General features: G+C 51.1%; 13 protein-coding genes and 2 riboswitches. Of the genes, 11 read left to right on the forward strand and 2 right to left on the reverse strand.

Annotated elements, in window-relative coordinates; genetic code table 11:
- Positions 1-82: 82 nt before the first annotated feature.
- The 5 genes from Q7T66_RS00970 (at position 83) to Q7T66_RS00990 (ending at position 4,782) form a co-directional block, all read left to right on the forward strand.
- Complete coding sequence (locus tag Q7T66_RS00970; RefSeq protein WP_304931371.1) at positions 83-754, forward strand: amino acid ABC transporter permease; 672 nt, start codon at positions 83-85, stop codon at positions 752-754.
- A complete protein-coding gene (locus Q7T66_RS00975) occupies positions 751-1,407 on the forward strand; it encodes an amino acid ABC transporter permease (RefSeq protein WP_304931373.1) in 657 nt (218 codons plus the stop codon). Before Q7T66_RS00970 ends, Q7T66_RS00975 begins: the two co-directional genes overlap by 4 nt.
- On the forward strand, positions 1,388-2,116 hold the full coding sequence (locus tag Q7T66_RS00980; RefSeq protein WP_304931374.1) for an amino acid ABC transporter ATP-binding protein: 729 nt from the start codon (positions 1,388-1,390) through the stop codon (positions 2,114-2,116). Before Q7T66_RS00975 ends, Q7T66_RS00980 begins: the two co-directional genes overlap by 20 nt.
- Positions 2,117-2,186: 70 nt before the next feature.
- Complete coding sequence (locus tag Q7T66_RS00985) at positions 2,187-3,461, forward strand: allantoate amidohydrolase (RefSeq protein WP_304931375.1); 1,275 nt, start codon at positions 2,187-2,189, stop codon at positions 3,459-3,461.
- An 88-nt stretch (positions 3,462-3,549) separates the two neighbouring features.
- Positions 3,550-4,782, forward strand: coding sequence for a M20/M25/M40 family metallo-hydrolase (locus tag Q7T66_RS00990; RefSeq protein WP_304931376.1), 1,233 nt, complete (start codon positions 3,550-3,552; stop codon positions 4,780-4,782).
- A 52-nt stretch (positions 4,783-4,834) separates the two neighbouring features.
- Here Q7T66_RS00990 and Q7T66_RS00995 read toward each other — a convergent pair whose 3' ends face one another.
- Complete coding sequence (locus Q7T66_RS00995) at positions 4,835-5,200, reverse strand: hypothetical protein (RefSeq protein WP_304931377.1); 366 nt, start codon at positions 5,198-5,200, stop codon at positions 4,835-4,837.
- A 393-nt stretch (positions 5,201-5,593) separates the two neighbouring features.
- Here Q7T66_RS00995 and Q7T66_RS01000 point away from each other — a divergent pair, with 393 nt between their 5' ends.
- Positions 5,594-6,325 carry an OmpW family protein gene (locus tag Q7T66_RS01000; protein ID WP_304931378.1) on the forward strand — a complete coding sequence of 244 codons (732 nt, stop codon included), beginning with the start codon at positions 5,594-5,596 and terminating at the stop codon, positions 6,323-6,325.
- A 66-nt stretch (positions 6,326-6,391) separates the two neighbouring features.
- On the opposite strand, the gene Q7T66_RS01005 is transcribed toward Q7T66_RS01000, so the two are convergent.
- Positions 6,392-6,997, reverse strand: coding sequence for a trans-aconitate 2-methyltransferase (locus Q7T66_RS01005; protein WP_304931379.1), 606 nt, complete (start codon positions 6,995-6,997; stop codon positions 6,392-6,394).
- Between the two features lie 379 nt (positions 6,998-7,376).
- Here Q7T66_RS01005 and Q7T66_RS01010 point away from each other — a divergent pair, with 379 nt between their 5' ends.
- The 5 genes from Q7T66_RS01010 to Q7T66_RS01030 all read left to right on the forward strand — a co-directional run bounded on the left by Q7T66_RS01010 (position 7,377) and on the right by Q7T66_RS01030 (position 12,995).
- Positions 7,377-9,278 carry a methyl-accepting chemotaxis protein gene (locus tag Q7T66_RS01010; RefSeq protein WP_304931380.1) on the forward strand — a complete coding sequence of 634 codons (1,902 nt, stop codon included), beginning with the start codon at positions 7,377-7,379 and terminating at the stop codon, positions 9,276-9,278.
- 275 nt (positions 9,279-9,553) lie between these two features.
- A riboswitch (glycine riboswitch) is annotated at positions 9,554-9,637 on the forward strand.
- Positions 9,638-9,735: riboswitch (glycine riboswitch) on the forward strand.
- Positions 9,736-9,861: 126 nt separating this feature from the next.
- Positions 9,862-10,758, forward strand: a complete 897-nt coding sequence (locus tag Q7T66_RS01015) for a glutamate/aspartate ABC transporter substrate-binding protein (protein ID WP_304931381.1) — start codon at positions 9,862-9,864, stop codon at positions 10,756-10,758.
- Positions 10,759-10,840: 82 nt separating this feature from the next.
- Positions 10,841-11,572: an amino acid ABC transporter permease gene (locus Q7T66_RS01020; protein ID WP_304931382.1), complete on the forward strand. Its 732-nt coding sequence runs from the start codon at positions 10,841-10,843 to the stop codon at positions 11,570-11,572.
- An 11-nt stretch (positions 11,573-11,583) separates the two neighbouring features.
- Positions 11,584-12,264, forward strand: coding sequence for an ABC transporter permease subunit (locus Q7T66_RS01025; RefSeq protein ID WP_304931383.1), 681 nt, complete (start codon positions 11,584-11,586; stop codon positions 12,262-12,264).
- Positions 12,261-12,995, forward strand: coding sequence for an amino acid ABC transporter ATP-binding protein (locus Q7T66_RS01030; RefSeq protein WP_304931384.1), 735 nt, complete (start codon positions 12,261-12,263; stop codon positions 12,993-12,995). The genes Q7T66_RS01025 and Q7T66_RS01030 overlap by 4 nt, the downstream gene beginning before the upstream one ends.
- Positions 12,996-13,003: the final 8 nt, after the last annotated feature.

Consider the following 13,003-nt stretch of genomic DNA (forward strand, 5'->3'; position numbering starts at 1 on the left):
AAGGCGCATCCGCAGTCACGGCTGCGGATGCATAAATAAAGCTGGTCTGGAATGCACATACCTAGCAGGAAGTGGGCACATCATGGCTTACCAATTTGATTTTCTGTCGACCTTCGATTACACCGGCGTGCTCATCAAGGGCGTGATCACTACGGTGGAATTGATCGCGGTCGGCGGCGTGCTCGGTGTCGCGGTCGGCATCTTCGGCGCGTGGGCGCGTACGCAAGGACCGCGCTGGTTGCGGCCCATCGTCAGCGCCTACGTCGAACTGATACGCAATACACCGTTTCTGATCCAGCTATTTTTTATCTTCTTTGGCTTACCCAGCATCGGCGTGCAAATCACTGAAATGCAAGCCGCACTATTGACCATGATCATCAATCTCGGCGCCTACAGTACCGAGATCATCCGCGCCGGTGTAGTCGCTGTCGCACGTGGACAGATTGAAGCAGCACTCAGTTTGTCGATGACGCGCGTACAGATTTTTCGTCACATCATCTTGCGGCCAGCATTGCAAAAAATCTGGCCAGCTTTATCCAGCCAGATTGTGATCGTGATGTTGGGTTCTGCGGTTTGTTCACAGATCGCTGTAGAAGAATTATCGTTCGCTGCCAACTTCATACAAGGACGCAACTTCCGCGCGTTTGAAGCGTATCTGGTGGCGACAGCGATCTATCTGGTGCTGGCAATTATTCTGCGGCAGATACTGCGCTTGATAGGCACGCACTTCATCTCCGGAAGGAGAAGCACATGATTTCCTTCTCGCTATGGGACATCCTGCGCAATCTGTTGCTGGCTGGTCGCTGGACTATCGTCCTGTCGCTGGCCACCTTTGTATTGGGCGGCATGTTGGGCCTATTGATTTTGTTCATACGCTCATCGAAGCACAGAGCCTTGCGCAATTTTGCCCGTGTTTACATCGAAGTATTTCAAGGCACACCGTTGCTGATGCAGTTGTTCCTGGTGTTCTTCGGCGTCGCCTTATTCGGCATCGAAGTACCAGCATGGCTGGCTGCAGGTTTGACGCTGACATTGTGGAGCGCATCCTTCCTTGCAGAAATCTGGCGCGGCTGCGTCGAAGCAATTCCAAAGGGACAGTGGGAAGCATCATCGGTGCTGGCGATGAATTACGTGCAGCAAATGCGTTATGTAATTTTGCCGCAAGCATTGCGGATTGCGATTCCGCCGACTATCGGTTTCAGCGTGCAGATCGTCAAAGGCACTGCGGTGACTTCGATCATCGGTTTCGTTGAATTATCGAAAGCTGCCACTGTTATTACCAACGCCACCTTCATGCCGTTCACCGTGTATGCGGCCGCCGGTTTCTTCTACTTCATTCTTTGCTGGCCTTTATCCAAGTACAGCCAATTCCTGGAAAGGAAATTCAATGCCTCTCATCGCCATTGACAACGTCAAGAAAAGCTACGGTAGCAATCAGGTACTGAAAGGTATCCGGTTGGATGTCGATCCGGGTGAAGTGATTGCCATCATAGGCAAAAGCGGCTCGGGTAAAAGTACCTTGCTGCGTTGTATTAACGGGCTGGAAAGCATAGACGAAGGCGCGATCAGCGTGGCTGGTGCGCACCTTGGGAAGAGCGAACTTGAGCTGCGTAATCTGCGTTTGAAAGTCGGCATGATCTTTCAGCAATTCAATCTATTCCCGCATTTGACGGTTGGTCGCAACGTGATGATTTCTCCTATGATCGTCAAAGGCGCATCGGAAAAAGATGCGCGCGCATTGGCGATCAAGAATCTGGAGCGCGTCGGATTAGGTGAAAAATTCGATAGCTTTCCGGAGCAGCTTTCGGGTGGACAGCAACAACGTGTCGCCATCGCACGCGCACTGAGCATGCAGCCACAAGCTTTACTGTGCGACGAAGTAACATCCGCCCTCGATCCGGAATTGGTGAATGAAGTTTTGAGTGTGGTCCGCAGCCTGGCCGATGAAGGCATGACACTGATCATGGTCACACACGAGATGCGCTTCGCGCGTGAAGTTTGCGATCGCGTGGTCTTCATGCATCAAGGAAAAGTGCATGAGATCGGTGCGCCGGAAAACATCTTTGCAAATCCACAAACACCGGAACTGAAACAATTTTTAGGCATAGCTGCCTGATTAGTAATCACCGAAGTAATCATCATCCGAGCAACATTCAACGAATTAAAAATTAGTAAACGATTTAATAATGAGCAATATTTTTAACCAGGCCACGTCAGTCATCGGCAATGAGATCATGGAGCGTCTGCATTTGCTGGCGCAATATACTGAGCAAGACGGCATGATGACGCGCACCTATCTGACGCCCGCGCATCGTGGCGCCGCCGGACAGATCGCGGCATGGATGCGCGACGCCGGCATGTCGGTACGGCGTGATGCGGCAGGCAATATCATCGGGCGTTACGAAGGTAGCGACGCGAAGGTGCCGGTGCTAATGACCGGGTCGCATTTTGACACCGTGCGCAACGGTGGTATTTATGATGGTTTGCTGGGAATTTTATTGCCTATCACTTGTATCGCGAACTGGCACCAACAAGGCAAACGTTTTCCCTTCCCGATTGAAGTGGTCGCGTTTAGTGAAGAAGAAGGCGTGCGCTTCAAGGCGCCTATGCTCGGCAGTCGTGCGATTGCAGGCACCTTCGAACAACGCGTGTTGAAACACACCGACGATCAAGGTGTGACGATGATCGACGCGATGAAAGCCGCAGATCTCGACCCTATGCAAATTCCTGCAGCCGCCGCTGCACCTGGCAGCATCGCGGCGTTTGTAGAAGTGCATATCGAACAAGGACCGGTGCTACTGAATGAAGACTTACCGCTAGGCGTAGTCACCGCGATTGCCGGCGCCACGCGCTATATGCTGGAATTCAAAGGGGTCGCCGGTCACGCTGGCACCGTGCCGATGACGATGCGCCACGACGCAGCCATGGCCGCAGCAGAATTCGCGCTGTATGTTGAACAGCGCTGCAGCCGCATCCCTGATCTGGTTGGCACCATCGGTCAATGGAACGTACCGAATGGCGCAACCAATGTCATACCAGGACACGTCGTTTTGTCGCTGGATGTGCGCGCCGGTGACGATGCAGAACGCCTCGCGGCGACGACTGACATTACGGCAGAACTCGAACGCATCTGTGTCCAACGTGATGTGCGCAGCACTCTGAAAAAAACTTACGAAACATCCAGCGCGGTGTGCGCCGATTGGTTGCAGCAAGGTTGGCATGCAGCACTGGAACGCAAAGGCTGCAAAGTACGCAGCCTGCCATCCGGTGCAGGTCACGATGCGATGGCGATTGCGGCAGTTGCACCTATCGCAATGTTGTTCGTCCGTTGTGGCAATGGCGGCATTAGCCACAATCCGCTGGAAACGATGGAGATGCAAGATGCTGCATTAGCGGCTGATGTGTTTATGGATTTTGTAGAACATTTCGACACGCTGTCGGCAAGCAAAAAGACATCCTAAGCGTACTGAACAATTACTTTCAACTAGCTGCATGCGCTTTCACAAGATGGCGTTGCAAGCTGATTATTCTAAGAACTGAATCGACAAGATGGATAAAAATTTACTCAAGGAACAGATCGCCGCATGGGTCGATCAACACGCCGCTGAACAAATTGATTTTCTGGCGAAGGTCGTGCAATGCCCATCCGACAATCCCCCGGGCAATTGCGCACCACACGCATTAATGACAGCCGCATTACTGGAAGATATGCAGTTCACGGTAGAGCAACATGCAGTACCAAATGAATTCGCCCGTAGCACTGGGCTCGAAAGCGCGATCAATCTGATTGTGCGCGAACACTTTGCAGATGGACCAACGGTGGCGCTGAATGCACACGGTGATGTGGTGCCACCTGGCGCGGGCTGGAGCGTTGATCCTTATTCCGCCACAGTGCGCGATGGCTGGATGATAGGTCGCGGCGCAGCGGTTTCGAAATCCGATTTCGCCACTTACGCATTTGCCCTGCGTGCATTGAAAGAATTGGCTGTACCTTTGCGCGGCAATGTTGAATTGCACTTTACCTACGATGAAGAAACCGGCGGCCTGGCTGGTCCAGGTTGGTTATTGCAACAAGGTTTGACGAAGCCAGACTACGCAATCTGCGCAGGTTTTTCATACAATGTCACCACGGCGCACAACGGTTGCCTACATCTGGAAATGAAAGTGCGCGGCATTTCCGCACACGCAGCTCGTCCCGATACCGGCTACGACGCACTGGAAGCCGCAACGCGTTTACTCAACGCGCTCTACAGCTATCGCGATACCTTGCACAGCCGCACTTCAGCGACTGCCGGCATTACATCACCAACACTAGTCGTTGGCACCATCGTTGGCGGCATTAATACCAATGTGGTACCAGACGAAGTCACCTTGCGACTCGATAGACGCATCATCCCGGAAGAAATCCCCACCGAGGTCGAAGCAGAATTGCGCGCCGTGATAGCAAAAGCCTTACAGGATTTGCCGGGCATCAGCTGCGCTGTAGAACGTATTCTTCTAGCCAGTCCGTTCAAGCCGGTCGGCGATGCAGCACGCTTGCGCGATATCGTTTGTGCAGAAGCATCGACTGCACTCGGTGACGAAGTCACACCAATAGGCGTGCCGCTGTATTCCGATGCGCGCCTGTATGCGGAAGCCGGCGTTGCCACTGTGATGTATGGCGCCGGACCACGCACGCTACTGGAAGCAAATGGTCACCGAGCAGATGAAAAAGTCCCGCTGTTTACCTTGCCGGTTGCGACCAAAGCGATCGCGTGGAGTCTGGTCGAACTATTGGCGTAACTGCACAAGCGGGCGTGAAGGATTAAGCAAGAACCAAGCGCCCGCAGCCTGTTTAGAAGCTGTATTCGCCGAATAGATATTTGTCGAAACTGAACTTGCTACCGCCCGGAAGCGTATCGACCACTCGCTTTGTATTCTTTGCCGAGATAAAGACATCCGCCGTTTGATCCTTGCAGCGAAACCGGGTCGCCGGGCTCAAGATGGTATTGGCCTTGATCCTGATGTGACGGATGACCTTGGCTCTTTCACTACACAGCAAAAAATGCTGTTCCTGGCGAAAGCCGGACAGCGGAATATTTAGCCACCAACCTTCATCGCCAGCGTAGGGCACAACCGTCGCAAATATCGTGTTGCGCTCGGTCAGCAGGTTGGCGTGCAAGTCTTGATTGACCAGCTTGATTGCGTCTATCTTGTTCATGAGGGGCTTTATCAAATGCGTGGATGCGCGAGGCATCTATAGGCGAGAGGATAAAGCAAATCACTGCGCACAATAAAAAATACCGTCGTTAGACGGTATTTTTATGTTCCTGACGAAATTATCGAAATATTAAAAAGAGCACGATGATGACGAGTAGGGTTCCTATTCCAATATACATTTGATTCTCCTTGAGTAAGCACGCCATATGAAAACATGTTGCGTACAAACCAATCCGTTCGATAGTTCACATTAAAGTTGAAAGAATAGGGCTATTATTTCAAAACACGTTGCAAGACCAATGTGAAAATATTGTTGTCATGACAGTTATTACATACGAGACGGCATCGCTCAAAGAAGCGATGTATAGATTGGCCCACAAAAGGAGACTAGTAAATGAAAACACCTTTGCCTTTCCGCGTAATGTCAAAAGTCGCCGCCCTTTCATTAGCCGCGGCTTTTTCTTTGCCTGCTGCTGCGCAAAGTGCGGGCGATAACATCGTCAACGTTGGTTGGTTTCATTTGTATACGGATGATTCCAGCGAGCCATTAAGACAGACTTTCCCGACCCCAGGTACCAATGCAGGAAGCGGTGCTAGTGTAGGCAGTGCCGACACTCTCGGGATAGCATTCACACATTTTTTCACTGATAACTTTGCTGTTGCACTGGATGCAGGGATACCACCTGAATTTAAACTGAAAGGTGAAGGCACATTAGCCTCGCGCGGACAGCTTGGTACCGCCAAACAATGGAGCCCTGCTATTGTTGCGAAATGGTATTTCGGCGGGGCCAATGATAAATGGCGTCCATTTGTTGGCCTTGGCGTTACACATGTTTGGTATACAAGCGTCCAACTATCATCATCCATGCAGGCACTTGCCGCACCAGTACCTGGCGGTACTGCCAGCGCCGAACTTAGCTCCTCGTGGGCACCTGTTGCCAACGTAGGTGTGACTTATAACTTCAATAAAAATTGGTCTCTCGGAATGTCTCTGTCTTACATTCCATTGGACACAGATGCGTATATCACAGGCAAAACCGCAGGTGGAACAGTCATTTCCCGTTCCCAAACCAATTTGACGCTTGATCCTTACGTGACATTCATTTCGCTGGGGTACAAGTTCTAATCATTTCTAGCATCACATAAAAAGCGGCTGGTCTGATATCAGACCAGCCGCTTTTTAGTTTCGCGGCTACTTTCTACGCGCCACGATGGCATAACGCCCTTTATCTCGGCCAGTCGTAGGTTGATTCATGAATTCCCCAATCACGATTTCGAATCCCAACTTGCCGAGCAACTCCAGCACTTTCTCAGGGGGATGCGAATCGTAGAAGAAGATTTCGCCAAGCATCGTATCTTCAAAAGCCGGATGTGCAGAACCGCCCATGGTCAGCATCAATCTACCGTCTTCATCCAGCAAATCACACATACGCTGCAACAAACCTTCGTGTTGCGATCGCTCGATGTGGAATAACGCATCCCAGCAGATGATTCCTGAAAATTTTTGTTGTGTCGTGAAGTTCTCAATACTCGACTCGATCCAGACAGCTTGCGGGAAAGATGCACTCGCATGTCTCAGTAAACCCAGTGCTTGATCAACGCCAGTGATTTCATGGCCGCGATGCATGATGTATTCGGCCATCGGCTTACCAGTGCCACAACCAAGATCTAGAATAGGCGATGGCACACTTAAGCCATTGAGAAATGCATCCAGATAAATCTGTTCGCGACCATAAAACGCGGTCCTGGTTTTGGCCCAAGTATCAGCAATTGCGTTGTAACTTTTTAGATTCGTCATGTGCTTGCATGTTTTAGTGCATAAGCGTTCATTTCGCCAGCATCAGATTAATGGTGCGGCGCCACATATCAAACATCGGGTTTTAACAGCGTATTTCAATCACTATTGTTTTCCAGAAACTGGTCGATACAGAGTGCAGAGACATCAAATGTTAAACGATTATAAAAAAATTAATTCTGCGGAATACGCAGCTCTGCGTACTCCCGAGCTCTTGATTTTGTAACAGTGTCGCCCCGCCTTGGTGCGAGTACACAACATTTCACCTTCTGCGAGAGTCGGTTTCGGCAAAAATCGTATGTATACAGTTATGATGTTTCTATCAAGAATGGTCGCCGCCAGGCAATCTTTTGATCTCTACATTCATGAATGGAAGTAAGCGATGAACAGCGTAAAGCGTTATCTAGCAAGGCTTGGTGTCGGCGTAAAATTGGCTGCTATCTCTTTCCTATTGATTGCCGTCGTCTTCGGCATTTTTGTCTGGGCAACCGGGCAAGCAACCTCCGACATGCTGGAACATCGCGCGGCGGAAGAAGTCACTGCGAAGAGCAAGTTAGTCGTCGGCATGAGCAACGATGTGGCCCTGATCAAAAGCAAATTGCTGTCACTTAAAGTCGGCACTACCGGCGGCTATTACGTACTCGATGCAAATGCCGGCGCGGATTACGGCAAGCTCATCATCGCAGCCAACAATGAAGGTCAAAATATTCTCGCCGATAAGTCCATTGACGGCCGCGCCTACATCAAGGAAATCCTCAGTAAAAAAGACGGCGTGATTCACTATCGCTCTGCCGCTGATGCGGGTTCACCCGATCGCGTCGCCGCCTTCACCTACGTACAGGATAAGAACTGGGTCGTGGTCGGCGATACTTACGCCCACGAATTCACCCGCGAAGCGACCGCCTTGCGCAATATGTCGGGCGCGGCTGCACTCGTCGCATTGCTGATTTTGGCAACGCTGTTGTACAGCGTCATACGCAAAACTGTTACCGGTCCACTTGGCCAGGCCACAAAAGTTGCCCGACAACTTGCCAGCGGCGATCTGACTACACGACTCGAAACAAAACGTGTCGATGAGATCGGCCAGCTACTGTCTGCCATCAACGGCATCGGCCAAGGTTTGGCGAACGTTGTATGGACCATTCGTCACGGTACCGAAACCTTGTCCACCGCCACACGCGAAATCGCAGCCGGCAATCTGGATCTGTCATCACGCACAGAACAGCAAGCCAGCTCACTCGAAGAAACCGCATCCGCGATGGAAGAGATGACTTCCACCGTGAAAGAAAATGCAGCGAATGCAGTGCAAGCAAACGAGTTGGCCAGAACCGCGTCACAAGTCGCGATTAAAGGCGGCAACGTAGTCGCTGAAGTCGTCAACACGATGGATTCGATCAATCAATCGTCGAAGAAAATTGTCGACATTATCAGCGTTATCGACAGCATCGCTTTCCAAACCAACATTCTTGCCTTGAACGCAGCGGTAGAAGCGGCTCGCGCAGGCGAACAAGGTCGCGGCTTTGCAGTCGTCGCAGGTGAAGTACGCAACCTGGCACAACGCAGCTCAGCAGCAGCACGCGAAATCAAATCGCTGATCGAAGACTCGGTCAACAAAGTACAAAGCGGCAGCAAGCTGGTAGCGCATGCGGGCACCACGATGGATGAAGTGGTCAGCAGCATAAAACGCGTCGATGACATCATGACCGAGATCAGTACCGCCAGCCGCGAACAAAGCATAGGCATCGAACAAGTCAACAAAGCCATCGCGCAGATGGATCAAGTCACACAGCAAAATGCTGCGTTGGTAGAACAGGCTGCAGCATCAGCCGAAGCATTGCAAACGCAAACCACCGAGTTGATCAACGTCGTCAGCATCTTCACTATCAAGAGCGGCAGCCACGGCTCCACAGCCGAAGCAAGAGAAATGGTCAGCAAGGCGATCGAATCGATGTACGAAATAGGTCCTGAAAAAACATTTGCAGAAATCAGCAACAAGCTCGGTCAATTCTGCGATCGCGATTTATACGTCGTTGTGTACGACATGAGTGGCCGCAATCTGGCGCATGGCGCCAATCCAGCGCTGATAGGCAAAGACTTGATTGACGCGAAAGATGGCGCCGGCAATCCATTCGTCAGAGAACGTATCGCTATCATTCAGAACACCGGCAAAGGCTGGCAAGACTATATGTTCCTCAACCCAATCTCTAAACAGGTCGAAGCCAAATCCATGTATCTGGACCGCTATGAAAATCTGATCATCGGTTGCGGCGTATATAAAGAGTAATACAGCTGCACAACTTCAAAGCAAAAACGTAATCACCACAAATGCATTTGGCCACTATATAAATGGCCAAATGCATAAATTGATTTGCGGTACGAATCAAATAACTCCGGCAAGACAACCTTCCACACAGCATTAACTCTTCATCGTTTTCTTCAACCTACTTCGTCGCAATAAATCGCACACCACTTTATTTATTGTTAAAGAAACACTGTAAAAATCACCCTCTGATTCACCAAGAGCGTGCGATTTTTATGGCACAACAATTGCTGCATAAAGAGTACTCCGCAGGAGAGAGGGCTCATACCCCGCCGAAGGTGCATCCCCATAATCACTCAGGCAACAACGACTGCGGCGTAATTTGGCTGATCTGGAGAGAGACTGCGATTTACGCAATCCACCGAAGGGGAAAGCGGGCTTGCCCGTGAAACTCTCAGGTAAATAGGACAGAGGGGCGGCTAATTTTCGACGCGAGCGATGTTGACCCATCGTCAGCTCTACCCATAGCTAAGCATCAGTGCTTCCGACATCAACGATGTCTGCACGAAATGTTTTGCGTCGCTGTCAATCTTTCAGGAATCAACAAATGAAAATCGTTAATCGTATTGCACTTGCATTGACCTTCGGCTTGCTCGCGGGTGCTGTTCACGCACAAGAACTCACCGGCACTTTGAAAAAAATCAAAGACACCGGCATGATCACATTGGGTGCACGCGAATCCACCGCGCCCTTTAGCTACAACCTCGAAGGCACACAGTTCGTCGGCTACTCAGTCGACATCATGATGAAGGTCGTCGAGCAACTTAAAACCGATTTGAAAATTCCAAATCTGCAATATCGCATCCTGCCTTTCACTGCACAAAACCGCATTGCGTTGATGCAAAACGGCACACTGGATCTGGAGTGCTCGACCACCACCAATACCGAAGATCGTCAAAAGCAAGTTGCATTTTCGAACAGCATCTTCATCATCGGCACACGTCTGCTGACCGCCAAGGATTCCGGCATCAAGGATTTCGCTGATCTCAAGGGCAAGAATGTGTCGACCACAGCAGGCACTACTTCGGAGCGTCTGCTGAACAAGGTCAATGAAGACAAAAAACTTGGCATGAACATCATCGCCGCCAAGGAAAACGGCCAGGCATTTTTGTCAGTCGATAGCGGCCGCGCCGTTGCCTTCATGATGGATGACGCGATCCTGTACGGTGAGCGCGCAAAATCTAAGAACGCAGAAAAATGGCATGTAGTCGGCACACCGCAATCGCGCGAAGTCTATGGCTGCATGATGCGCAAAGATGATCCAGCGTTCAAGAAAACGGTCGATGGCGTCGTTGCCGACTTGATGAAGTCCGGCAAGATCATGCCTATCTACAAAAAATGGTTTGAAGCACCTATCCCACCACGTCAACTGATGCTCGACTTCCCGATGTCGGAAGACTTGAAACAGTTGTACGCCAAGCCGAACGACATCGCTATCCAGTAAGCACACAACAATAGCTGTAATAACAGAGCGGCGGCGACTGCCGCTCTGTCTCAACACGCCTGTACATAACAAGGAAATCATCATGAGTTACGACTGGTATTGGGGAATTTTCCTCGAATCCGCGAGCGGCCACGAAACCTATCTGGACTGGCTGATCTCCGGCTTCTGGACCACGGTCAAGATGGGTGTGCTCGGCTGGATCATCGCATTCGTGCTGGGCTCGGTGCTCGGCGTCATGCGCACCATGAACAATCGCACCTTGGCTTTTATCGCCGCCGCGTATGTTGAAGTAGTGCGCAACATCCCGCTAATCGTGCAGCTCTTCCTTTGGTATTACCTGGCACCAAAGTTTTTGCCCGAGAGCACACGCAACTGGTTGTTCGCGCAACCACCTGCGACCACCGCATTCGTCACTGCAACCATCGGTCTCGGATTCTTCACCGCTGCTCGCGTGTGTGAACAAGTAAGAGCCGGCATCCAGTCAGTGCCGCGCGGCTTGCGTAATGCTTCGCTGGCGATGGGCTTCACGCTACCGCAGACTTATCGCTATGTGTTGTTGCCGATCGCGTATCGCACCATCCTGCCGCCTATGACATCCGAGATGCTGAGCATCTTCAAGAACTCATCCATCGCCGCCACCATCGGCGTGATCGATCTGTTCGCCCGCACGCGCCAATTGAACGACTACACCGCGCGCGCTTATGAATCCTTCGTTGCCGTGATTGCCTGCTATTTGCTCATCAATCTGGTGGTCATGCTGGCGATGAATATGCTGGAAAAACGCGTACGCATACCCGGCACCACAGGCCGCTGAAAGGAATCATCATGTTAGGTCTGGACTTTAGTTTTATTACGCCGGAAGCCTTCAGCGTATTGATGGAAGGGATGGTGATCTCACTCAAGGTTGCTGGCACCGCGTTGGTAGTCGGGCTGATTTGGGGCACGGCGTTGGCGATGATGCGACTGTCACGCTTTCGCATGTTGTCGCTTTTTGCCGCAGCGTATGTCAACTTCTTCCGCTCAATGCCGCTGGCGATGCTGCTGCTCGGCTTCTATCTAGTGGTGCCGCAGTTTCTGAAGAGCTTGCCGTGGGTGCCGCAAAACACGGACACGCGTCTGCTGTCGGCATTGATCGGCTTCGCATTATTTGAAGCTGCTTATTACGCGGAAATCATGCGTGCCGGTATACAGAGTGTCGCCAAAGGTCAGCTGTCTGCAGCTTTTGCATTGGGCATGCGTCCCCTGCAAGCGATGCGATTGGTGGTATTACCACAGGCATTTCGCAACATGCTGCCGCTATTGCTGACGCAATTGATTGTGCTGTTTCAAGACACTTCACTGGTCTACATCATCTCGCTGGCGGATTTCTTTACTGCCGCCGAAGGCATAGGCGAACGCGATGGCCGCATCGAAGAAATGATGCTGATCGCTGGCGCCGTCTATTTCATTATCTGCTTCACCGCGTCTTCGCTGGTCAAGCGCTTATCAGGAGCAACAAAATCATGATCGATATTTATCGTGTATCGAAGTGGTACGGTGAGTTTCAAGTTCTCACCGATTGTTCAACGCAAATCGCAAAAGGCGAAGTCGTCGTTGTGTGCGGCCCATCTGGCTCGGGCAAATCGACTTTGATCAAAACCGTCAACGGTTTAGAGCCGTTTAGAACCGGCAAAATTTCAGTCGATGGCGTATCGGTCAATGCGCACAACACTGACTTGCCAAAGCTGCGCTCACGCGTCGGTATGGTGTTTCAAAACTTCGAACTGTTCCCGCATTTATCCATCCGTGAAAATCTGACGCTGGCACAAATCCATGTGTTGAATCGCAGCAAAGAGGAAGCAATGGAAAAAGGTTTGCTCTATCTGGAGCGCGTCGGCCTCAAGGCGCAAGCCGATAAATATCCCGCGCAACTCTCCGGTGGTCAGCACCAGCGCGTGGCAATTGCTCGTGCGGTATCGAGGGATCCGATCTGCATGCTGTTCGATGAACCGACCTCAGCGCTCGATCCGGAAATGGTCAACGAAGTCCTTGATGTCATGGTCGAGCTGGCGCAAGAAGGCATGACCATGATGTGCGTCACCCATGAAATGGGCTTTGCTCGTAAAGTAGCGGATAGAATCATTTTTATGGATCAAGGTTTTATCGTCGAAGATTGCAGTAAGGATGAATTCTTCGGTAACCTGCGAGCACGTTCGGAACGCGCGCAGCATTTCCTCTCCAACATACTTCCGCATTAGGAAAATAC

The organism is Herminiimonas sp. (genome assembly GCF_030655415.1).